Here is a 22,029-nt window from a genome sequence, read left to right on the forward strand (position 1 = left end):
ACCAGCAACCCCCGCGGCTCCCAGCCGTGTTGCCGCGCAAGCGCGGCTGCCCGCCCCACCTGGGGCCTTGGGGGCAAGCTGCAGCAAGGGCGGCAGTTGCAGGAGTCTTCCGACGGCCTTGGCCGGGTCTCGTCGGAGGGACGGTCCCTCCGAGGAGCAACGGAGACCTACAATGCAGAACATCGTCATCCTCGCCGGCAACATCGGCCAGGCCCCCGAAACCCGCACCACCCAGGGCGGCACCGGCATCACCCACTTCACCCTGGCCACCTCGCGCCCCCGCTATTCGGAAGGCCGCGTCCTGCGCGACGAGAACGGCTATCGGGTCCAGGACACCGAATGGCACCGCATCACCTGCTTCAACGGCCTCGGCAAGACGGTCCAGCAGCATTGCGACAAGGGCATGAAGGTTCTGGTTCGCGGCCGCATCCACTACACGAAATGGACCGATGCCGCCGGGGTCGATCGCTACGGCTGCGAGATCATCGCCGAGACGGTCGATTTCCTGAGCCGGGCGAAGCAGACCGAGAACGACGACGGCAAGTTCATCGACGACGATGACATTCCGTTCTGATCGGGAACCCGAGGCCCGGCGGCGCAAGCCGCCGGGTTTCTCCCCTGTCTCAACGGATCGCGCCCGCCGCCTCTGGCAAGGTCCAGCGACCGAATCAGACGGGCATGGACGAGGGCGTCGCCTCTCTATCCATGATAATTGCACCTGAATTTCGGCTGGCGCTCATAGCAAGAACGACTATTATAGTCGTAGTTCTGGAGTGCGTGCATATCCCGGTGGGAGGTGATCATGTATGATCACCGCTCGCCAATCACGGGCTGCGCGCGCGTTACTGGGATGGACACAGGAGACGCTCGCCGACAAGGCCCAGGTCGCATTGACCGCACTCAAACGCCTCGAATCCCAAAGCGGGCTCGAGGTGTTCGAGTCCACCCGCGACCAGGTGCGCCGCGCTCTCGAAGCGGCCGGGATCGTTTTCCTGTCGACAGATAAGGGCGAGGGCGTGTTGCTGCAACACAATGGAGCCAACACCGACAAACGGTGAAATAGCGGCCAGCGTGATGTCAGGTTCTCGTCAAAAGGAATGGCTATCTTCCGCCGAAGATGGTTAACAAATACGTTACCCGAACGTGAGCGAATGATGGGCCGCGCGACACAGACATATCTCGACACACCACCGTCCAGCCAGACGCTGACGTCTTATGATCGCGAGCACATGAAGCTCTACATGCGCCTTCTCGATGCCGAGCGTGATGGCGCCGATTGGCGCGAAGCTGTGCAGGTTCTCTTTGGCCTCGATCCAGAGTGCGATCCCGACCGCTGCCGCTCCATCCATGATACTCATCTCGCTCGCGCGCATTGGATGACCGAACACGGCTACCGCGAACTGGTCCGCGAAAGTCAGCGCAAGACCTGACCCGTGATGCGTGCCGCGCATCACCTGTTGACCAGCGCCTGACTTCCGAAACGCAACTCATGCGGGAATCTTGAGCCTTCCCTATTCGTTTGAGTGGATTCGGGAGGCCGCGATGACCCCTGACGCATCGACCTGGCGTTCTTCGGCGCAATACGACCATCTGGATGAACTGACGGCATCCGATCTGGCCTGGGAATGGCTGCGCCGCAATGACGATTATGACGCAGATTTTGAAGCCTCGATTGCCGACCAAGGAGACCCCCAACCGCTGACCGAACGGATCCGGCAGCGCTGGGGGTTGCGATTTCCCGGTCGATCCGCTGGTCCCGCCGCCCGATGCGCCGGTCTTCTGGCTCCCAGCGGAGGACACAAGTGTGGTGGTGCTGACCGAAGTCCCTTTGGAACTTGGCGACAGCACTGACGGCGCTCCGCTGAACTGGCGCCTCGACTTCTCGGTCGAGAACGCTGGCGCAGAGTTCCACGTCCCGCTTGGCAATGGGCAGAAGCTCCAGATCTTCGACGGCGCCATTAAGGGGGACGCGATCGCGGTCGCCGTCGTCCCTCTCAGCCTCGCCGGTTTCGACCGGATCGAGGCCATTCAACGCTTCCTTTCCGCCCTGCATGGTCGCGCGATCCCGCCGGATACACGCATGACACGCCAGCAACGCGCGCGCCTCCGACGGATGCTGCGGGCCTTCGATGGCCATCGGGCTGGTGCCACGCAGCAGGAGATCGCGCGGGTTCTTCTGAACACCGGCCGGCTTGACCGGGACGAATGGCAAGCATCCTCGGCCCGTCATGCCATCAAGGCACTCCTGCGCGATGCCCGTGCAATGGTCGCCGGCGGTTATCGGAAACTCCTTCGTCATCGCCGCCCACGATAGCGCGGGTTTGCGCCGGCAACAGCCACTTCGTTGCGCCCGTCGCGGGCGCGTGGCTCTTCGGTGCCACGCTGCTATACAAGATCAACTCCAGCACCAATGCGCGTATGCGCGGGCGGCTGGTGCTGAACGGATCGACCGAAATCCGAGATCAAAGGGCGAGATTTCAGGGGCGCACGCCTCCGAGGCGACGGCGCTCTGGCTGCAGACCATGGCGCCGCTCGCGCAGGGCGACACCGTCGAGTTGCAGGGCACCTTTCGCGCGGCGGATGGGTATTTCGCGGCCGATCACACGTCGTTCTGGGGCTGCAAGGTCGGTTGAGCGGCGGAAGGGAGAAGTGATGACACCACCCGTTCCGATCAGGGCTTTGTCCGCATGCCGGACGCCGAGTTCGAGGCGATCCTGACGCGCACGGCGGAAGAAGGCGCAAAACGCGCACTGGCGGATATCGGCCTCGACGGCGAAGAGGCCGCGCCGCCGGATTAAGCGGCGATGGCCGACAATGCCCCGCAGTCAGACGGAGGGGCGGCTGCCTGGCAGGGGTGCCCTCGCGGGTGCCGGCCGATGCTCCGGGGCCGCTTGCTCGAAGTCGCAGAGGATCGGGCAGTCGGGCCGGTGGTCGCCCGCGCAGGCGTCCGCCAGCGTCGTGAGCGTGGTGACCATGTCCTCCATCTCGGCGATCCGATGCCGCAGCTCCTCGATGTGCTGAAGAGCGACGCGCTTGACATCGCCGCTCTGCCGGCTGCCGTCACGCCAGAGGTTCAGGAGCTTCTGGATCTCGGGCACCGAGAAGCCCAGATCGCGCGCGCGACGGATGAAGCGCAGCATGTGGACGTCGGTGTCCGAATAGTCGCGATAGCCCGATTGGGTCCGGTTGGCGGGAGGGATGAGGCCGGTCTGTTCGTAGTAGCGGATCATCTTGGCGGAGACTCCCGAGGCGTGGGCTGCTTGTCCGATGTTCATGGGTGGCTCCTTTGGTTGGTGGTGAAGATGAGCGGAACGGCCGCTGGCGGAAAGATGACGTCGTGCGTGACGTGCGTGATATTGGTCATGACGGTCTTCCAGGCTAGGGGAATGACCGGGACGCACTCTGGCGCCCCGGTCGGCGCGGGTGGCGATCACTCGGCAGGTGCAAGCCGGCCGGACATGGCGGGGCTGGCGGTCGCTGGGGCCGTCGGATCGGTCCCCATCGGCGGCGTGAAGCGGCGCAGGCGGAGCGCGTTGCCGAGCACGAAGACCGAGGACAGCGCCATCGCCCCGGCGGCGAAGACCGGCGACAGCAGAACCCCGTAGGCCGGGTAGAGCACGCCCGCCGCGACCGGGATCAGCGCGGTGTTGTAGGCGAAGGCCCAGAACAGGTTCTGCCGGATATTGCCGATCGTCGCGCGCGACAACGCGATGGCGTTGGGCACGCCCTTGAGGCTGCCCGACATCAGCACCACGTCGGCGGCCTCGATCGCCACATCCGTTCCGGTGCCGATGGCAAGGCCCACATCCGCCTCGGCCAGCGCCGGGGCGTCGTTGATGCCGTCACCGACATAGGCCAGCGTCCCATGACTGGTCTTGAGACGGCGCACGGCCTCGACCTTGCCTTCGGGCAGCACCTCGGCCACGACCTCGTCGATGCCTAGCCGCCGGGCGATGGCTTCGGCCGTGCGGCGGTTGTCGCCGGTGATCATCGCAACCTTCAGGCCGAGGTCGTGCAACGCCGCGATCGCGGCCGGCGTCGTCTCCTTGATCGGGTCGGCCACGGCGATGATCGCCGCCAGCTTGCCGTCGATCGCGGCGTAGAGGGGCGACTTGCCCTCGTTGCCGAGACGCTCGGCGATCTTGGCGAAACCGGCCACGTCATGGCCAAGCTCGGCCATGTAGCGGTCTGCGCCGATCTCGACGGGCTTGCCGCCGGCCACGGCCCTGACGCCGAACCCTGTCACCGACTCGAAGTTCGAGACGGCGGGCAGCGTAAGGCCTTCCCCGGCGGCCGCGTCCACGATCGCACGGGCGATCGGGTGCTCCGACTTCTCCTCGACCGCGGCGACGAGGCTCAGGACCTCGGCCCGCTCGAACCCGGCGGCCAGTTCCAGATCGGTCAGCGCGGGGGCGCCTTCCGTCAGCGTGCCGGTCTTGTCCACCGCCACGACCCTGGCATCCTTCAGCAGCTGGAGCGCTTCGCCCTTGCGGAACAGCACGCCCATCTCGGCGCCGCGCCCGGTGCCCACCATGATCGAGGTCGGCGTGGCGAGGCCCATCGCACAGGGGCAGGCGATGATCAGGACCGCGACGGCGTTCACCAGCGCGAAGGTCAGCGCCGGGTCGGGACCGAAGAAGAACCAGATGCCGAAGGTCAGCGCCGCCACCGCCATGACGGCCGGGACGAACCACATGGTGACGCGGTCCACCAGCGCCTGGATTGGCAGTTTCGAGCCCTGCGCCTCCTCGACCAGGCGGATGATCTGCGCCAGCACCGTGTCCCCGCCGACCGCAGTGGCGCGAAAGGCGAAGGCGCCTTTCTGGTTCACGGTGCCGCCGGTCACGGCAGCGCCCGCCTGCTTCTGGACGGGGATGGGCTCGCCGGTGATCATCGATTCATCCACCCAGCTCTCGCCCTCGACCACCTCGCCGTCCACGGGGACGCGCTCGCCCGGACGGACCTCGACGAGATCGCCGGGAGCCACGTTGGCCACCGCGATGTCCTCGACGCGGCCGCCCCGGCGCACGCGCGCGGTCTTGGGCTGCAGGCCAACAAGGCGGGTGATCGCCTCGGAGGTGCGGCCCTTGGCGCGCGCCTCGAGATAGCGGCCGAGCAGGATCAGCGTCACGATAACGGCTGCCGCCTCGTAATAGACGTTGACGGTGCCCGCCGGCAGCAGGCCGGGGGCGAAGGTGGCGACAAGTGAATAACCGAAAGCCGCCAGCGTGCCGACCGCGACAAGGCTGTTCATGTCAGGCGCGCCACGGAACAGGGCGGGAAGGCCCTTCTGGTAGAAGCGGATGCCGGGGATGGCGAGGACCAGCAGCGTCAGCGCGAACTGGATATACCAACTGGCCTGCATGCCGATGGTGCCCGCGACGAGGTCATGGACGGCGGGAATGAGGTGGCTGCCCATCTCGAGGACGAAGACCGGCAGGGTCAGCGCCGCCGCCAGGATCAGGTCGCGCCGCAGCGTCTCGCGCTCGGCCTCCTTGCGGGCGTTGGCCTGCGCCTCATCGGCCCCGCCGCCGTCGATCAGCCGCGCCTCGTAGCCGGTTTCGGTGATGGCCCGCAGCAACGCGCCGGCATCGGCCGGGCCCGTGACGGTCGCGCGCTCGGTGGCGAGGTTGACGGTCGCCGAAGCAACGCCGGGCACCGCCTGCAGCGCCCTTTCGACCCGGCCCACGCAAGAGGCGCAGGTCATCCCCTCGATGGCGATCTCGACCGCACCCTGGGGCTTGGGCACGTCATAGCCCGCGCTTTCCACCGCACCCACCAGCGCGGCACGCTCGACCGGCGCGCTGAGACGGATGTCGGCGCGCTCGGTGGCCAGGTTGACATTTGCCGAGGCGACGCCGGGCACGGCCCGCAGCGCCTTCTCGACCCGGCCCACGCATGAGGCACAGGTCATGCCCTCGATGGACAGGCTGATCGGGGGCAGATTGATGCTGCCGGCTCCGGGCTCGCGATCTCGCGCTGGGGCGGTCATGAAGGGGGTCTCCTTGAAGCTATTCCATCATCCGCCAAGGGAAATAAGGGTTCCCATCGCTGGAAGGTCAAGACCTGTCAGGATCGATTCTTTCCTCTTGACCTTCCAACGATGGGAAACCCTATCTCACCTTGCATGAGACGAACCACAGGAGGCACTCATGCAGTTCCACATTGAAAATATGACCTGCGGCGGCTGCGCGTGCGGCGTGACCAGGGCGATTCACACGGTTGATCCCGCAGCGAACGTCGAGGCCGATCCCCCGAAGCGCAAGGTCGTCGTCACCTCCGGGCAGCCCCGCGCCGCCTTCGAGGCCGCGCTGGCCGAGGCGGGCTTTCCCGTCGCGCCGGTGGGGACGGTCGCCTGATGAACAAGCTGTCCGTTCTGTTCATGGCGACCGCGCTTGCCGCCGCGGGCGGACTGGCCGTTGCGCAATCGCAGATCGTGGATGAAGGCGTTACGATCACGGATCGTTCGGACATGGGTCATGGCGCGCATGGTGCGGCTGCCTCCGACAGCCCGGCAGTTCAGGCCTACATGGCCGCAAACGACCGCATGCATGCCGGGATGGCCGTCGAGTTCAGTGGCGACGCCGACGTGGATTTCATGCGCAGCATGATCCCGCACCATCAGGGCGCCATCGACATGGCGCGCGTCGTGTTGGGACACGGCGAGGACCCGCAGATCCGTGCCCTCGCCGAAGACGTGATCGCGGCGCAGGAGGGCGAGATCGCCATGATGCGCGAGTGGCTGGCCGCCCGCGGTCAGTAACAGGCTCGCGCCCCCCAAGGGATAGCGAGGGCCCGCCAATGAGACGGCGGGCCCTATTGTTCTGACCGACCGCGGCTCGGTGCCTGGCCGGTAGCTGGCGCCGGAGCGAACTCCGGCGCCGATCGCTCAGCGCGCCGGGCCGCCGTAGACGATGCCGTTCGGGCGATCGCCAACCGGCACTGTCTTGACCACTTCCTGGCTCCCCACGTCGATGATCGACACGGTATCGTCGGCGATGTTGGTCACGAACACATAGACCCCGTCCGCCGATGCCGATACTCCATGGGCGCCGCGGCCGGTGGTGATGGTCTTCACCACCTGACCGATTGCGGTGTCGATCACGGATACGGTGTCGTTCGGCTCGGCCTCGGTGCCCTGATTGGCGACATAGACGAATTTCCCATCCTGCGTCGCGATGAGCTGGATCGGGTTCGGCCCGACGTCGATCCTGTTCGTCACCTCGCGGGTTGAAGTGTCGATCACGGCGACGCGGTTCTCGTCGCGCAGCGAGACATAGACCTGATCGCCCGAGGGCGTGAACCCGACCTGAACCGGCGCGGTCCCGATCGGAATGCGCGCGACCTCGGACAGCGCCTGGGTGTCGATGACGGACACGGACCCGTCCTCGACATTGGCCACGTAAAGCTGGGTCTCATCCGGGCTGAGCCGTAGGCCGTGCGGATAGTCCCCCGTCGCGATACGCCCGATGACTTCGGCCCGTGCGAGATCGACGACCGCGATCTCGTCTCCGCCGGCCAAGGAGACATAGGCGCGCCCCTGCCGGTCAGCGACCACATGGGCCGGGTGCGAGCCTACCGCGACGGTCGCCTTGGGCGCCGAGAGGTTCTGCGGATCGAGAATGACCAACAGACCCTCGGCCGCACCGTCCCCGCCGTGCCCATGCCCGTCCGACCCGTGATCCCCTTCGACGGCAGGATCGCCAACGGCCAACAGCAGCTTGCCGTCAGGCGTCAGGTCGACGTTGTGGGGCGCGATCGGGATCAAAACCGTGTCGACCGCTCCGGTGGCGAGATTGATGGCGCTGATGGAATTGCCGCCTTCATTGGCGGACCAGACAGTCCCGCCGGTCTGACCAAAGGGCGCAGGTGCCTCGCCGGCCTTCGCCTCCAGCCATGCCTGCATTTCGGCGATCTCGCCTTCCTGCACCGCGATGATCTGCTCCGCCCACTCCCTTGTCTTCGGGTCGTCGCCATACTGCAGGACGATCCGGGCCATATCGATCGCGCCCTGATGATGCGGGATCATGCCCCGGACGAAGGCGACATCCGGATCGTCGGCCATGACGCCGTCCATCATCGGTCCGTGCATTTCATTCATCGATTCGACGTAGGCCCGGGTGAAATCCGGAAGGCTTTCGTTAACCGGGGCCGCCCCGGCGTTCGGCGCGCCCATCATCCCCTGCATCATCCCACCCTGCATCATCTGGCGCATCGCGCCCATGCATTCCGGGGTCATGGCCTGGCACTGCTCGGGCATCATCCCTTGCATGCCGGGCATCTGGCCTGAAGGCGGCGTTGGCGCGGGCGCCTGCTCCGCCTGTGCGGGCGGGGTTCCCGGGTGATGGGTGTCATGTCCGGCCTGCGCGAGAGCAGCGCCTGGCAGGCCTGCCAGCAGGCTGACAGTAAGGGCGATTACGATTGCTGTTCGGTTCATTGGATTTCATCCTCTGGTTCCGGAGCACCGCCCCGGATTTGCGGGCGCGGCTCTCCATCCTGTTCGTTTGTCTTTCGGGTTTGCGCGGAGCGGCCGGAGACGTCTCTCGTCCTCGCGGCGATCCCTGCGCATCACGCAGCGATGAGACGTGGCGGCTTCAGGATGCCTTCGGGTGATCGGTCGTGCGGATCAGTGCGCACAACCGTGAAAACCTCACCGTTCACGGACGGGCCGAACGTCGGCGGCGCGACGAGAACCGCGGCGGCCAGACAGATCTGGCAGCAGTCCGCCGGACCCTGGCCACTGTCCTCGTTCAGGCAGCCTGCCGATTGATCTGCGCCATGCTCGTCCGGCAGGTGAGGGTGGGCGCAGTGGCTTGCCGTGGCGGCGACCTGCTGCTGGTGGATGGCGTGTCCGGCGGGGCCGGCATGTACCGGGACCTGCAGAACCAGGGCGCCGATGGCAAGCAGCAGGATGCAAACCGCAAACTGGCGCAATCGACCGCATCTCACCCGGAAGGCAGCTCGCACCCGCCCGGTCATGCGCCACTTTCCTTCCCGGCGGCACGCCGGGCCAGTGCGATGTCGCGTTCACGTCTCCCGCCACCCGACGCCGCGAGACCGCCCCGCTGACGGAGGCAAGCCGCCTCGGCCAGGTGCTGTTTCGGATCATTCGCAAGTCGGGCGATCATGTCGGCAGCCCCGTGTCAGATTTCCCGTGGACCGAGAAAGCGCCCGAAGCTCCGGACGGTCGGGCCGAACAGGAACGCTTCATAGGGCTCGGGATCGACGCCCGGAAAATCCATGCCGGGCGAGCCGGCCGGCATGCCGGGAACGGCCAGCCCCGTCGCGTCAGGCCGCTCGGCCAGAAGGCGGCGGATGGCTGCGGCAGGCACATGGCCCTCGACCACGTAGCCGCCCACCTCGGCGGTGTGGCAGGAGGCCAGTTCGGCCGGGACGCCGAGCCGCTGCTTGAGGCTGTCCATATCGGAGGATTCTACCACCTTCACCGGGAAGCCTGCGGCCTCGATATGCGCGACCCAGCCATCGCAGCAGCCGCAGGATGGATCCTTGCTGACGCTCACCAGCGGCAGCGCTTCGGCATGTCCCCGCCTTGGCATGGACATCAGCAGGGGCAGCGCGCCGGCAGCGGCCAGAACGGTGCGCCGGCTGATGGGGTGATCGTTTCTCATCGTCAAACCTCGTTTCATGGATTCATTATCTCGCCGTCACGGTCCGGGCGCGACGCACGAAGGGGTGAGCAGGTGCTTGCATGCTGCGGCATGGTGCCGGCAGAGGCGCGCCAGCGGGCATCACAGCTTCACCCTCCGCAGCCGAGCGGCATTGGTGATCACGCTGACCGAGGACAGCGCCATGGCGGCCGCCGCGATGATCGGCGACAGCAGGATGCCGAAGAACGGATACAGCACCCCGGCCGCGACCGGCACGCCCAGAGCGTTGTAGATGAAGGCGAAGAACAGGTTCTGGCGGATATTGCCCATGACCGCTTCCGACAGCTTGCGGGCGCGGACGATGCCGGTCAGATCGCCCTTGAGCAATGTGACGCCCGCGCTTTCCATCGCCACATCGGTGCCGGTGCCCATGGCGATGCCAACGTCCGCAGCGGCCAGCGCCGGGGCGTCGTTGACGCCGTCGCCGGCCATCGCCACCACCTCGCCCGCCGCCTTGTGCCGCTGCACGACCGCGCTCTTCTGGTCGGGCAGCACCTCCGCCTCGACCTCGTCGATGCCGAGCTGGCGCGCGACGGCCTTCGCCGTGGTCCAGTTGTCGCCGGTGAGCATCACCACGCGGATGCCCTGCTCCTTGAGCGCGGCGAGCGCCTCGGGCGTCGATGGCTTGACCGGATCGGCGATGGCAAAGATGGCCGCAACCTGCCCGTCCACCCCCATGAAGATCGCGGTTGCGCCGTCCTCGCGCAGCCGGTCGGCCTCATCGGCCAGCGGCGCGACATCGACGCCCTGCTCGGCGAGGAACTTGGCATTGCCAAGGGGAATGCGCTTGCCCTCGACCACTCCGAGCGCGCCCTTGCCGGTGGGTGAGTCGAAATCCGCGACCGGTGCGAGTTCAAGGCCGCGCTCCTCGGCCGCCCGCACGATGGCCAGCGCCAACGGATGCTCGCTGGCGCGTTCGACACTGGCGGCAAGGCGCAAGGCTTCTTCCTCGGTAAAGCCAGCAGCCGGAACGATGGCGGTGACGGCGGGCCGGCCCTCGGTCAGGGTGCCGGTCTTGTCGACGATGATGGTGTCGACCTTCTCCATATGCTCCAGCGCCTCGGCGTTCTTGATCAGCACGCCCGCCTGCGCGCCGCGCCCGACGCCGACCATGATCGACATCGGCGTCGCCAGCCCCAGCGCACAGGGGCAGGCGATGATCAGAACCGAGACCGCCGCGATGAGACCGAACGAGAAGCGCGGCTCGGGACCCCAGATCGACCAGGCGATGAAGGCGAGCACCGCGACCACGATCACCGCCGGGACGAACCAGCCGGAGACCTGATCGGCCAGCCGCTGGATCGGCGCGCGGCTCCGCTGCGCCTCGGCGACAAGCTGGACGATCTGCGACAGCATGGTGTCGCGGCCGACCTTCTTCGCCTCGATCACCAGCGCGCCGGACTGGTTCATGGTGCCGCCGATGGCGGTGGCGCCGACCTCCTTGGTCACCGGCATCGACTCGCCGGTCACCATCGATTCATCGACGGCGCTGCGACCCTCGAGCACCTCGCCATCGACCGGAACCTTCTCGCCGGGCCGCACCCGCAGGCGGTCGCCGACATGAACGGTGTCGAGCTGAACCTCCTCCTCGGTGCCGTCGTCGCGGATGATCCGGGCGGTCTTGGGGGCAAGGTCGAGCAGCGCGCGGATCGCGCCGCTGGTGCTCTCTCTCGCGCGCAACTCCAGCACCTGCCCGAGCAGCACGAGCACGGTAATGACCGCCGCCGCCTCGAAATAGACCGCGACCGAGCCGTCGGGCTGGCGGAACTGGTCAGGAAAAATGCCCGGCGCCAGCGTCGCCACGACGCTGTAGATCCAGGCCGTGCCGGTGCCCATGGCGATCAGGGTGAACATGTTGAGGCTGCGGTTGACCAGCGACTGCCAGCCGCGCTGGAAGAATGGCCAGCCCGCCCAGAGAACGACTGGCGTGGCGAGGAGCAGTTGCAGCCAGTTCGAGGCCTGCTGACCGATGGCGTGGGTCAGCCCGAAAAGATGCCCGCCCATCTCGAGGACGAACACCGGGATCGTCAGAGCAAGGCCGATCCAGAACCGGCGCGTCATGTCGATCAGTTCTACATTCGGCTCTGCCTCTAGGCTGACCAGAACCGGCTCCAGCCCCATGCCGCAGATCGGGCATGATCCGGGCCCGACCTGCCGGATCTCCGGGTGCATCGGGCAGGTGTAGATCGTCCCTTCGGGAACCGGCTCTGCCTTGGCCGCCGCGGCGGCCGGATCGAGATAGCGTTCCGGCTCGGCCAAGAACTTCGCCCGGCACCCGGCCGAGCAGAAGTAATATGGCCGACCGGCATGCTCGGCCTTGTGCTGGGTCGTGTGGGGATCGACCATCATTCCGCAGACCGGGTCCTTGACCTTGTGCGTGTCGTCCTGCGCGGCGGCTGCGTGGTCATGCGCGTGATCATGCACATGTCCGTGGGCCGAATGGGCGTGAGTCTGGTTCTGGTGATCGTGTTCCGTCTTGCTGGTCATGTTCACGCCTCCTCGGCGTTTCCTGAGCTTGCGTTTCGTCTGTTCTGCGCCTTCCAATCGCTGGAAGGTCAAGAGGTGATTGGATTCCGGAGTTCCTGCCGTCAGTGACTACCGTGGACCTTTCCGACGCTGGCCCGTCCTGACCCGGCATGTGACCGCGTGATGTCGATGTCGGCCGCGGTCTCCTCACCATCGAGACAGTATTCCTCGATCTGCAACGTCGAGAAGTAGATGTTGAACTGCTGGCGCAGAAGATTGTTCGCCTGCCGCAGCACCCGCTCGCCGTCCTGCCAGTTCCGAACGCAGATATGGCTCGAGAAGACATTGCGCCCGGATGTCAGGCTCCAGGCATGGACGTGATGCACGTCCGTCACCCCCTCCAATTGCCGGATGGCCTCGATGGCGGCTTCCAGGTCGAGGTCTTCCGGCGTGCCTTGCAGCAGGATGTGCAATGCCTCGCGCAGAATGCCCCAGGAGGCCCAGAGCAGCACCAGTCCGAAGGCCATGCCAAGCAGAGGATCGATGGCCATAAAGCCCGTGAACCGGATCACCAGCGCAGAGATGATGATCAGGAAGCTGCCGACGAAGGTCTGCAGGATGTGCCAGTAGGCGCCGCGCATGTTCAGGTTGCCCTTCTGGCGCTCGTACAGCAGCCAGAGCGCGACAAGCTCGGTGGCGATCCCGCCCGCAGCGGCAAACAGCATCGGCGTCGTGGCCAGCTCGATCGGCTCCATGAGGCGCATCGCGCCCATCCACAGCACCAAAAGCGCCATCGCGACGAGAAACAGGCCGTTGAAAAGGGCGCCGAGGATCTCGGCCCGGACATAACCGAAGGTGCGCGCGGGGCTGGATTTCCGCTCGGTCAAGCGTAGCGCGACCAGCGCGATGAGCACGCCGCCCACGGCCGAGAAGGTGTGAAAGGCATCGGAGATGACGGCGACCGAGCCCGTCCAGATGCCGATTCCCAGCTCGATGACAAAGTAAAGGCCGGTGAGCCAGCCCGAGATGACAAGCGCCTTGCGATCGCCGCCCACGGGCATGTGACCGGCATGGCCGCCGTGAGACATCGACATGAGTCCGCCTCCTTGTTGCTGAGGGAGAACGCCGGGATCCGGCGTTCTAGGTTTGGCCTATGCGCTGACCGCGAATTCGGTCATCATGCCGGTTTCGAGATGCGGCATGTGGTGGCAATGCAACATCCAGCGCGCCGCCTCACCGGCGTCGAGCGCCACATCGACCATCGACATCGGCGGCACATAGACCGTGTCGCGCAACGCGCCCGCGACCGCACGTCCGTTCAGCCTGACGACCTGGAAGACATGCCCGTGCAGATGCATCGGGTGACCCATCATCGACATGTTGTGAAAGGACAGCACTACCCGCTCACCACTGCGCGCGGCTATCGGGCGATGCTGTCCCCAGACGGCTCCGTCGATCGTCCAGACATAGGGCTGCATCGAGCCGCCCAGCATCACCATATGGCTGCGGTCCACCGGCCGATCCGGCAGCGCCTCCGCCGCGAGCAGACGCGACTCCTGCGCCAGATCGGTGTCGAAGGCGGGGGCTTCCGATTCAGCCACGGCATCGATGCGCCGGATTTCGGCACCCTGCGTGGCAAGGATCAGGCCGGTGCGCTCACGCGCGCCTTCCCGCAGCGCGAGGATCGGCCAAGCGCCGCCCTCGTTCGGCAGGTCGATCTCCAGATCGAGCCGCTGGCCCATGGCCAGGCCGAAGCGCGTGCCAGAAACCGGCTGAACCGCATGTCCGTCCACCGCAACAAGCCGCGCCTGCGCCTCGCCGGTCTCGATCCAGAACACTGTCGCCGCGGCGGCGTTGATCACACGCAGGCGGACGCGCCCGCCGCGCTCGATCTGCACCACCTCGGGGTCCGACAGCGTGCGGTCATTGGCAAGATAGGCGTCCCAGTCGTAGTCATTGAGGTCCATCGCCATGGCGTCCATGGCACCCATCCCCATCATGCCGCCCATGGCGCCGTGATCCATGCCTTCCATCGGCATGTTCCCCATGGCGCCATGATCCATACCCGCCATGCCGCCCATGCCCGCGCCGTGGCCGCCTCCATGGCCGTCTGCCGTCCCATGGCCGTCGAGGATCTCGGCCATCACTTCCTCGGGCGCCTTGAACGAGAAGTCATGCAGGAAAAGCACTACTTCCTGACGGTCGGCGCTGATATCCTCGGCGCTGCGCACGATCAGCGGTGCTGCCAGAAGGCGCATTTCGTGCAGCGGCACATGCGCGTGCATCCAGTAGGTGCCGGGCAGCGGCGCGAAGTCATAGGCGCGTGTCTCGCCGGGGGCGAGCATCGGCAAAGGCATGTCGGGCACGCCATCCTGCGCGTTGGGCGGGATCTGGCCGTGCCAGTGGATCAGCGTGTCAACATCGAGATCGTTGCGCAGATCCACCCGGAAGCGCGCGCCGGGGTTGAGTGTCAGGCCCTGTCCGGTGGGTCCGGAAAGACCCCAGACGGTGGCGGCGCGACCGTCGATGTCCAGCGTCCGGCTAGCGGCGTGCAATGATAGCGGGGCGGCGCCCTGCGCGGCCGCGATCCGGGGCAGATGCGCATAGGCCAGCACGGCTGCGCCAGCGGCAAGAAAGCCGCGTCGTGAAAGGGTATTCATGGTCGTCTCCTCGGGACAGCCTGTCCCGTTCATCAAAACCGACAGAACGCCGCGGGCTCCAGCCCGGACGCAATCAGAGGAGACGGAGCTTGGGAGGTCGTTCGTTCAGCCCAGGTGCCCGACTGGCAAGCACTGCACCGGTCGGCAGGTCATGGCTGGCAGGCGCGTAATCGCTGCCAGAGCCTTCGCTCGGCGAGGTCAGGAAGACCGAAAAACCTACGCAAAGCAACTCACAGGCTTCGGCATCGCCTGAGCCACAGTGCTGGTCGCCATCACAGGGATTTTCGCTGCCGGCCGCAACCTGCATCATCTCGCCGACATGCACCGAGTGATCCGGTTCTGCGCTCAAGCGCGCCGCGTGCGCGGACGTCGCCGTCGTCATGACGGCGATCGCGAGGACGGCAAGCATGGTGACGAGGCGCGCGAACATGCCGGAAAGATAGGCGCTGGTCACGGGAATGTCCATTGCCCCCGGCGTCGCGCCTCTGGCAGTAATTCAATTTCGGCATGTAGCCGATTGAAATTCTTCACCAGCAGTCATGCAACTCATGCGCAATGAACTCCGTAATATCTTGTGGCTCGGGTTGCTCCTCGGCGGCCTGATCCTGGCGATCCTCGTTGGGTGGCATCAGGTCCGCACGGTATCCCCCGCCGCGGCATCCGCAGAAGTCATCGAACAGGGCCGGCAGGTCTATGCGGACCAATGTGCGTCCTGCCACGGTGCGCAGCTCGAGGGGCAGCCGGACTGGAAGACGCCCCTTCCATCCGGACGTCTCCCGGCGCCACCGCACGATGCCGGCGGCCACACGTGGCACCATCCCGATGACATCCTGTTCCGCATCGTCAGGGAAGGCACGGCCGCCATCGTCGGGGGCGGCTATGAGAGCGACATGCCGGGGTTTGCCGATCTTCTCAGCGACGCCGAGATCCGGGCTGTCCTCGCCTATATCAAGAGCACCTGGCCAGAGCGCGAGCGGACCTACCAGGAGAATGTGTCGCAACCACACTGATGGCACCTTCGGGATGGAGCTGCCCGTGCGACCGGCAGTGCAATTTCCCGAGGCCCACCGGTCACAGTTGAGGCCGCCGAACAGAAGCGGCATATTTGGATCGACCTGATGGCGAAACCTTTGGGAGGGATGTTCGTGGGATTATTCATGGCTTACTTGGCATTTGAAGCGCGCTCGATCTTGGCGCCGCCTCGGGTTTTCCCTCGATGAACAATCCCGGCTCCAGTTCATCGAAGCGGGTTCATGACCGCACGGAGCGGCTCAACAAGAGCTGCTTCTGCGTTACACTGGACCTTCCATCGCTGCGCGAAGCGATGGAGCGCGAGGCCGGTGATCCGGCGTTCTTCGAGACGTTCATCCGCCCCAAGGCCCATCTGTTCTCGCACGTGCCGGTGTTCCTTTCGGCCACCGCCGTCAATGAGATGCGCGCGATCGCAGTGGCTGTGGAGACCACCGCCCAACTCGCGGCATACAAGGCCGCAGTCCTCTCTTGGGTGCCGGAAATCGCGCGGGCGGATCATGGCCCGCTCGGGGCATTGATGGGCTACGACTTCCATCTTGGCGAAGACGGCCCCCGCTTGATCGAAATCAATACCAACGCCGGCGGGGCGTTTCTCAATGCCTTTCTTGCGAGGGCGCAGCGCGCGTGTTGCACCGAAATGGATATCCCCCCGACGCTGCCATCGTTCGAGGACGCGGCGTTTCGCATGTTCCAGAACGAATGGATTCGGCAGCGGGGAACGGGCGCGCCACAACGCATCGCCATCGTCGATGACAGTCCGCCGGAACAGTATCTCTACCCCGAGTTCGTGCTCGCGGGGCAAGTTTTCGCGGCACGAGGGGTAGACGCGATCATCGCCGACGCCAGTCACCTTCGCTACGACGATGGTCGGCTCAGCGCCGATGGAAAGACAATCGACCTCGTTTACAACCGGGTCACCGATTTCGCCTTCGATCAGCCCGAGCACAAGGCATTGCAGGAAGCCTACCGGGATGGCGCGGTGGTCGTGACGCCGAATCCGCACAATCACGCGCTCCTTGCAGACAAGCGCAACCTTTCGCTTCTTTCGAATTCCGCGACGCTGGAGGCCTGGGGCGTGGAACCGAGACTTCGCGCCCTGCTTGATGCCGTTCCACGCACCGTGCTGGTCAGTCCTGACAACGCTGACGCACTTTGGAAATCCCGCAGGGACCTGTTCTTCAAGCCGACCGGCGGACATGGCGGCAAGGCGGTATATCGTGGCGACAAGCTGACGAAAGGGGTCTGGGCGGAGATCGCGGAGGGCGGATACGTTGCTCAGACGCTGGTCCGCCCCAGCGAGCGCATGATCAGGATCGACGAGATACCCCAGACGCGCAAAATGGACGTGCGTCTGTATACATATGATGGCCAGGTGCTTCTGGTGGCCGCGCGCCTCTATCAAGGTCAGACCACGAACTTCAGGACGCCAGGGGGCGGCTTCGCGCCCGTGTTCGTGATCTGAAGCGTGAGCTGGCGGGGTTTGGCTTTAATATATCAATGCATTAATTTGGGGAGCATTCAACATCAGGCGCATCCCCTCCGGCACTTGCCCTCGCGAAAGCGTTCTCCCGATCCGGTTGCGGCCGGATTTTTTCGTTGTTTTCGAGGGCTATTCGGGCGGCTGAACACTGACCCCGCTGCCATGAGGTCCGGAAGCGGTTTCTCCGGACCGATACTCTCCTGACCTGATGACTGTGCCGGTTGGTGAATTTCTTACAGCAAGCTGAAATTGTGTGCTTTTCGGCTTTTCGGGATCGCCGGCCCGAATACTTCGATGCCGGTGGCGTTCGTGAGGGGGAGAATAAATCGAGCTATCGCCCTCAGAATAGTTCCGTGCTGCTCTCGTCGCGGATACGGAGGGGGTATCTTTCGCCCCTGATGGTGGGCGATTTCGATACCCCCCAACTTCGCCCTGCACCTCGCCGGTCTTCCTTCGCCACCGTGGTCATTGCCCGCCGCTGATCCGCAGTGGCCGTTTGCAACACCACGGAGGCCCGATCATGCCACATGAACCCGTCGTCCTGCCGCCGCGTTTTCTACGGACCAAAGAGGCCGCGACCTTTCTCAGCCTCTCGGCCCGGACGCTCGAAAAACACCGCACCTACGGAACCGGGCCAGCCTATCGCAAGCTTGGCGGCCGTGTGGTCTATGCCATCGACGATCTTGAGGCCTGGACCGAGCGCGGCGCGGTGACCTCCACCTCCGATCCGCGCGGCTCCGTGCTGCCCGCCAAGCGTCATGCGTTTCCGTCCGGCCCGCAGGCTGGTCGTTACGCCCGCTGACCGCTCGCGGTTTTCTTCATGACGGTGCGACGTCGATCCCTTTCCGAGCGCGGGCAACTCGACCTGTTCAGGGCGCTCCCCGGCGATTTCGCGCCACGAGACGCGCAGGATCTCATGGCCTATCCCTTCTTCTCCCTCGCCAAGTCGAAGCGCATCGCGCCCATCGACTTCGCCGCCGGCAATGTCTCCATCCGGGTCGAGGCTGTTCCCGATCACGGCATGGCCACGATCTGGGACGCCGATATTCTGATCTGGGCGGCGAGCCAGATCGTCGAAGCCCGCGACAGCGGCCTTCGCACCTCCCGGCTGATGGCCGCCACGCCCTACGAGATTCTCACCTATGTCGGGCGCGGCACCGGCTTGCGCGACTATCAGCGCCTGAAGGCGGCGCTCGACCGGCTGCAATCGACCACGATTTCCACCTCGATCCGCCAGCCGGTCGAAGGGCGCCGGCATCGCTTCTCCTGGATCAACGAATGGCAGGAACGCACCGACCATAGCGGCAGACCCGATGGCATCGAGATGATCGTGCCGGACTGGTTCTACCAGGCCGTCCTCGACGATGCGCTCGTGCTGACCATCGACCGGACCTATTTCGACCTAACCGGCGGCCTTGACCGCTGGCTCTATCGCCTGGTGCGCAAGCACGGCGGCCGCCAGCGCGATGGCTGGCGGTTCGATTTCCGTCACCTTCACCAGAAATCCGGCAGCCTGTCGCCGTTCAAGCGCTTCGCCTTCGAGCTGCGCGACATCATCCGGCGCCAGCCTCTGCCGGGCTATTCGCTGTTTCTCGAAGCTGAGGTTGGCGGGCGGATGCTGCTGGCCTTCGAGCCGGTCGCGCCCTGTGGAAAACCTGTGGATGGCCTCGTGCTATCAGGAACCCGGACTATCGTGCTATCGGGAACCGGAGGCTCGTGCTATCAGGAACCGAAACCGGGCTTAACACCCGGAACCCATTCAGGAAATCGCGCCCTTAACTTAGAGTCTAACAAAGAGTCTAACTTTGAAGAGCGCGCGCGCGATGTGGAAAACCTCATCCGCGACACCGCCAGAAACCTCGGTAGAGCCGCGAAGGAGAGGGCCTCATGTGCCCTGACACCGCCTCGACCGGCATCTGATCGAGGCGCAACCGAGGCTCCTGAATCTGCCGATACACCCCGCCTGCCTCTCGATCTGCCGGGGGGGTGCGAATGATCATCGCGCTCCTCAACCAGAAGGGCGGCGTCGGGAAGACGACGCTGGCGCTGCATCTTGCCGGAGAATTGGCGCAGGGTGGCAAGCGCGTCACCCTGATCGACGCCGATCCGCAAGGTTCCGCCCTCGACTGGTCGCAACAACGCGCGCGTGAGGGCCTGCCCCGTGCCTTCGGCACACTCGGCCTGGCGCGCGATACGCTGCACCGTGAGGCGCCAGAGCTTGCCCGCGATGTCGATCATATCGTCATAGACGGGCCGCCGCGCGTCGCCGGCCTCATGCGCTCGGCGCTGCTCGCCGCCGATCTCGTGCTGATCCCGGTGCAGCCATCGCCGTTCGACGGCTGGGCCTCGGCCGAGATGCTCGCCCTCCTGACGGAAGCGAGCATCTATCGCCCGCAGCTCGTCGCGCGCTTCGTGCTCAACCGCTGCGGCTCGCGCACCGTCATTGCCCGCGAAACGGCCGAGACGCTGGCGGACCACGACCCCCCGCTACTCGCCAGCGCCATCGGCCAGCGCGTCGTCTTCGCCGACGCCGCGCAGACCGGGCGGCTCGCCAGTGAGATCGACGCCCGATCACCTGCGGCGCGCGAGATCGCAGCACTGGCTACCGAGGTCGAACGGCTGGGCATCGGGAGGGCGTCGGCATGACGATTCTCACCGGCGATTGCCGCGAACAGATGCCCTGGCACGCACCCTACGACATGATCCTCGCTGATCCGCCCTATGGCGGCACCTCGCTCGCCTGGGATCGGCGTGTCGAGGGCTGGGTCGGGCTGGCGCGCGCCGCGCTTACGCCGACCGGCTCGCTCTGGGTCTTCGGTTCGCTGCGCAGCTTCATGGCGACAGCGGACCGCTTCACTGATGCGGGCCTGCGGATCGCGCAGGAGGTGGTTTGGGAGAAGCAGAACGGCACCGGCTTTCATGCCGACCGCTTCAAGCGCGTGCATGAACTGGCGGTGCAGTTCTATCCCGCCGAGACGACATGGCGCGACATCTACAACGACGTCCAGACCACGCCCGACGCAACAGCCCGCACCGTCCGGCGCAAGCGGCGCCCACCCCATACCGGCAAGATCGACGCCGGCCATTACGTCAGCCATGACGGCGGGCCGCGCCTCATGCGCTCGGTCATCTACCTGCGCAACTGTCATGGCCGCGCCATCCATCCGACCGAGAAACCTGCGGCGCTCCTGGAAATTCTGATCCGCACGAGCTGCCCGGAAGGTGGCCTGGTCGGCGACTGGTTCGCCGGTTCCGGCGCGGCCGGGGAAGCCTGCCGGCTTTCCGGCCGGCGCTATATCGGCTGCGAGATCGACCCCGACATGGCCGAGCGCGCGCGGGCGCGCATCGCCACCGTGCTGCCGTTTCATGACGGAGGCCCGTCATGACGGCGCGCACCGACAAGCGCGGCTTCGCCGCCCGCCCGGCCGATCCCGAAGGCTGGATCAGGGCCGGCGATGCGCGACCAGCGCGAGATGGCGCCGTAACCGCCCATTCCGCCCGGCTGACGATTGACATCACGCCCGAGCTTCGCGGGCGGATCAAGATCGCCGCGATCAGACGCGGCATCACCGTCGCCGACATGCTGCGCGACCTGCTGGCGCGCGAGTTTCCCGACATATCGGGAGACCGCCCATGAACGGCATCGACGCCCATGACGACGATCTGACCCGCGTGGAACTGACCTGGGTGGAAGGCAGGACCGAATACTGGATCAGGTTCGGCCATGAGGCGGGAACGCAGCTCCTCGACCGCAACCGCCGTATCGTCTCTTTCGGTCCTGGCGCGGTGTTCGCGTTCGTCCGCTGGGCGGCGAACGACCACGGCACGATCATTTCGCGCCTCGACATCCTGCGCGCGGTTGCGCCGGGCGAGTCCTATCAGACGCTGCCCTTCGCCCGTCCGGGCGGCGAAATCCTGCTGAAGATCGAAGGCTGGCCGAAGGTCGAGGCCGTCCTCCGCCATGTCGACGGGATCGAGGCCATTGGCGTCGATCCCGCCCAGGTCGATCCCGATCACTGGCGGCACGTTGCCCATTGGATGAACGCGGGCGAAGCGCCGCGACCCTACACCGCCGAGCGCCATCAGGCATGGCTCCGGCGCCGGGAGATCGCCCCATGACGCGCTTTCGCTATGTCATGGCGACAACGGCTGCCACGCTCGGGATCGCCATTACCGGATTCGTTCCGACCGCGCCAAGGCTGGTCTGGAACGCATCGGCCAGCGTGCCCATCGGCTTCTACACCGTCACGCCCACTCAGCGGATCGAGGTGCCCGATCTGGTCGCCGTCATCCCACCCGAACCCATCGCTTCGTTCATGGTCAAGCGCGGCTATGTCGCCCGCGACGTGCCGCTTCTGAAGCATGTCCTCGGCTTGCCCGGACAGCGCGTATGTCGCGCTGGCCGCGCCATCTCCGTCAACGGCGTTCCGCTCGGCGAGGCGCGCGACCACGACAGCCTCGGCCGAGACCTGCCGGTCTGGCTGGGCTGCCGCGTCATCGCCGAGGGCGAGGTTTTCCTGATGAACCCGGACGTCGGCGACAGCCTCGACGGCCGCTATTTCGGCCCGCTCCCCGCCTCCGCGGTGATCGGCCACGCGATCCCGCTTTTCACCGACGAAGACGGCGATGGCCGCTTTGTCTGGCGCGCGCCGATGCGGTGACGGCGCGTCCAGTGCGGGGCGTGCGAGCGGCCCGCGTCTTCTCTACCGCATAGGAAAGGAGC

At 65.9% G+C, this 22,029-nt stretch carries 26 protein-coding genes; 17 read left to right on the forward strand and 9 right to left on the reverse strand.

Going from position 1 to position 22,029, the window contains the following annotated elements:
* The first annotated feature begins 172 nt into the window (after window positions 1-172).
* The 6 genes from NBE95_RS13475 (at window position 173) to NBE95_RS13500 (ending at window position 2,798) form a co-directional block, all read left to right on the forward strand.
* Complete coding sequence (locus NBE95_RS13475) at window positions 173-574, forward strand: single-stranded DNA-binding protein (RefSeq protein ID WP_058099094.1); 402 nt, start codon at window positions 173-175, stop codon at window positions 572-574.
* A 232-nt stretch (window positions 575-806) separates the two neighbouring features.
* Window positions 807-1,058 (forward strand): XRE family transcriptional regulator, encoded by a 252-nt coding sequence (locus tag NBE95_RS13480; protein ID WP_058099093.1) that lies wholly within the window; start codon window positions 807-809, stop codon window positions 1,056-1,058.
* Window positions 1,059-1,151: 93 nt separating this feature from the next.
* Window positions 1,152-1,430: a DUF2285 domain-containing protein gene (locus NBE95_RS13485; protein ID WP_082658173.1), complete on the forward strand. Its 279-nt coding sequence runs from the start codon at window positions 1,152-1,154 to the stop codon at window positions 1,428-1,430.
* 112 nt (window positions 1,431-1,542) lie between these two features.
* Window positions 1,543-1,851, forward strand: coding sequence for a DUF6499 domain-containing protein (locus tag NBE95_RS13490; protein WP_082658176.1), 309 nt, complete (start codon window positions 1,543-1,545; stop codon window positions 1,849-1,851).
* Window positions 1,805-2,314, forward strand: a complete 510-nt coding sequence (locus NBE95_RS13495; RefSeq protein ID WP_227493460.1) for a DUF2285 domain-containing protein — start codon at window positions 1,805-1,807, stop codon at window positions 2,312-2,314. The genes NBE95_RS13490 and NBE95_RS13495 overlap by 47 nt, the downstream gene beginning before the upstream one ends.
* Before the next feature lie 373 nt (window positions 2,315-2,687).
* Window positions 2,688-2,798, forward strand: a complete 111-nt coding sequence (locus NBE95_RS13500) for a DUF6127 family protein (RefSeq protein WP_223191438.1) — start codon at window positions 2,688-2,690, stop codon at window positions 2,796-2,798.
* 27 nt (window positions 2,799-2,825) lie between these two features.
* Here the strand turns inward: NBE95_RS13500 and cueR are convergent, their stop codons facing one another.
* Together cueR and NBE95_RS13510 are read right to left on the reverse strand one after the other, a co-directional pair.
* The gene (gene cueR, locus NBE95_RS13505; RefSeq protein ID WP_058099091.1) at window positions 2,826-3,275 is read right to left on the reverse strand and encodes a Cu(I)-responsive transcriptional regulator; all 450 of its coding nucleotides are present in this window, start codon (window positions 3,273-3,275) and stop codon (window positions 2,826-2,828) included.
* A 155-nt stretch (window positions 3,276-3,430) separates the two neighbouring features.
* The gene (locus tag NBE95_RS13510) at window positions 3,431-5,992 is read right to left on the reverse strand and encodes a heavy metal translocating P-type ATPase (protein WP_082658172.1); all 2,562 of its coding nucleotides are present in this window, start codon (window positions 5,990-5,992) and stop codon (window positions 3,431-3,433) included.
* A gap of 160 nt (window positions 5,993-6,152) precedes the next feature.
* Here NBE95_RS13510 and NBE95_RS13515 point away from each other — a divergent pair, with 160 nt between their 5' ends.
* On the forward strand, window positions 6,153-6,359 hold the full coding sequence (locus NBE95_RS13515) for a heavy-metal-associated domain-containing protein (RefSeq protein ID WP_058099090.1): 207 nt from the start codon (window positions 6,153-6,155) through the stop codon (window positions 6,357-6,359).
* Entirely contained in the window at window positions 6,359-6,763 is a 405-nt protein-coding gene (locus NBE95_RS13520) for a DUF305 domain-containing protein (protein ID WP_058099089.1), read from the forward strand. The genes NBE95_RS13515 and NBE95_RS13520 overlap by 1 nt, the downstream gene beginning before the upstream one ends.
* A 126-nt stretch (window positions 6,764-6,889) precedes the next feature.
* Here the strand turns inward: NBE95_RS13520 and NBE95_RS13525 are convergent, their stop codons facing one another.
* From NBE95_RS13525 to NBE95_RS13555, 7 genes are all read right to left on the reverse strand, one after another.
* Window positions 6,890-8,437 carry a DUF305 domain-containing protein gene (locus NBE95_RS13525; protein WP_058099088.1) on the reverse strand — a complete coding sequence of 516 codons (1,548 nt, stop codon included), beginning with the start codon at window positions 8,435-8,437 and terminating at the stop codon, window positions 6,890-6,892.
* Window positions 8,438-8,568: 131 nt separating this feature from the next.
* Window positions 8,569-8,979 carry a hypothetical protein gene (locus NBE95_RS13530; RefSeq protein ID WP_289895907.1) on the reverse strand — a complete coding sequence of 137 codons (411 nt, stop codon included), beginning with the start codon at window positions 8,977-8,979 and terminating at the stop codon, window positions 8,569-8,571.
* A gap of 164 nt (window positions 8,980-9,143) precedes the next feature.
* Complete coding sequence (locus NBE95_RS13535; RefSeq protein ID WP_058099086.1) at window positions 9,144-9,629, reverse strand: DUF411 domain-containing protein; 486 nt, start codon at window positions 9,627-9,629, stop codon at window positions 9,144-9,146.
* A 120-nt stretch (window positions 9,630-9,749) separates the two neighbouring features.
* Window positions 9,750-12,155: a heavy metal translocating P-type ATPase gene (locus tag NBE95_RS13540; protein WP_088233771.1), complete on the reverse strand. Its 2,406-nt coding sequence runs from the start codon at window positions 12,153-12,155 to the stop codon at window positions 9,750-9,752.
* Window positions 12,156-12,256: 101 nt separating this feature from the next.
* Entirely contained in the window at window positions 12,257-13,228 is a 972-nt protein-coding gene (locus tag NBE95_RS13545) for a cation diffusion facilitator family transporter (protein WP_088233772.1), read from the reverse strand.
* A 57-nt stretch (window positions 13,229-13,285) separates the two neighbouring features.
* Window positions 13,286-14,794: a multicopper oxidase domain-containing protein gene (locus NBE95_RS13550; RefSeq protein ID WP_058099084.1), complete on the reverse strand. Its 1,509-nt coding sequence runs from the start codon at window positions 14,792-14,794 to the stop codon at window positions 13,286-13,288.
* Between the two features lie 73 nt (window positions 14,795-14,867).
* Window positions 14,868-15,260 carry a hypothetical protein gene (locus NBE95_RS13555; protein ID WP_058099083.1) on the reverse strand — a complete coding sequence of 131 codons (393 nt, stop codon included), beginning with the start codon at window positions 15,258-15,260 and terminating at the stop codon, window positions 14,868-14,870.
* 82 nt (window positions 15,261-15,342) lie between these two features.
* Between NBE95_RS13555 and NBE95_RS13560 the strand changes: the two genes are divergently transcribed.
* From NBE95_RS13560 to NBE95_RS13600, 9 genes are all read left to right on the forward strand, one after another.
* Window positions 15,343-15,804: a cytochrome c gene (locus NBE95_RS13560; RefSeq protein ID WP_082658174.1), complete on the forward strand. Its 462-nt coding sequence runs from the start codon at window positions 15,343-15,345 to the stop codon at window positions 15,802-15,804.
* 206 nt (window positions 15,805-16,010) lie between these two features.
* On the forward strand, window positions 16,011-17,288 hold the full coding sequence (locus NBE95_RS13565) for a hypothetical protein (RefSeq protein WP_058099082.1): 1,278 nt from the start codon (window positions 16,011-16,013) through the stop codon (window positions 17,286-17,288).
* A 538-nt stretch (window positions 17,289-17,826) separates the two neighbouring features.
* On the forward strand, window positions 17,827-18,108 hold the full coding sequence (locus NBE95_RS13570) for a helix-turn-helix domain-containing protein (protein WP_012092626.1): 282 nt from the start codon (window positions 17,827-17,829) through the stop codon (window positions 18,106-18,108).
* Window positions 18,109-18,126: 18 nt separating this feature from the next.
* Window positions 18,127-19,302, forward strand: coding sequence for a replication initiator protein A (locus tag NBE95_RS13575; RefSeq protein WP_088233773.1), 1,176 nt, complete (start codon window positions 18,127-18,129; stop codon window positions 19,300-19,302).
* Window positions 19,299-19,952 (forward strand): ParA family partition ATPase, encoded by a 654-nt coding sequence (gene parA / locus NBE95_RS13580; protein WP_058096760.1) that lies wholly within the window; start codon window positions 19,299-19,301, stop codon window positions 19,950-19,952. The genes NBE95_RS13575 and parA overlap by 4 nt, the downstream gene beginning before the upstream one ends.
* A complete protein-coding gene (locus tag NBE95_RS13585) occupies window positions 19,949-20,692 on the forward strand; it encodes a site-specific DNA-methyltransferase (protein ID WP_058096761.1) in 744 nt (247 codons plus the stop codon). Before parA ends, NBE95_RS13585 begins: the two co-directional genes overlap by 4 nt.
* Complete coding sequence (locus NBE95_RS13590) at window positions 20,689-20,943, forward strand: hypothetical protein (protein WP_058096762.1); 255 nt, start codon at window positions 20,689-20,691, stop codon at window positions 20,941-20,943. The genes NBE95_RS13585 and NBE95_RS13590 overlap by 4 nt, the downstream gene beginning before the upstream one ends.
* Complete coding sequence (locus NBE95_RS13595) at window positions 20,940-21,425, forward strand: DUF2840 domain-containing protein (protein ID WP_058096763.1); 486 nt, start codon at window positions 20,940-20,942, stop codon at window positions 21,423-21,425. Before NBE95_RS13590 ends, NBE95_RS13595 begins: the two co-directional genes overlap by 4 nt.
* Window positions 21,422-21,967, forward strand: coding sequence for a S26 family signal peptidase (locus NBE95_RS13600; RefSeq protein ID WP_058096764.1), 546 nt, complete (start codon window positions 21,422-21,424; stop codon window positions 21,965-21,967). The genes NBE95_RS13595 and NBE95_RS13600 overlap by 4 nt, the downstream gene beginning before the upstream one ends.
* The last annotated feature ends 62 nt before the right edge of the window (window positions 21,968-22,029 follow it).

This window comes from Paracoccus sp. TOH, assembly GCF_030388245.1.
In the GTDB taxonomy this organism is placed as follows: domain Bacteria; phylum Pseudomonadota; class Alphaproteobacteria; order Rhodobacterales; family Rhodobacteraceae; genus Paracoccus; species Paracoccus simplex.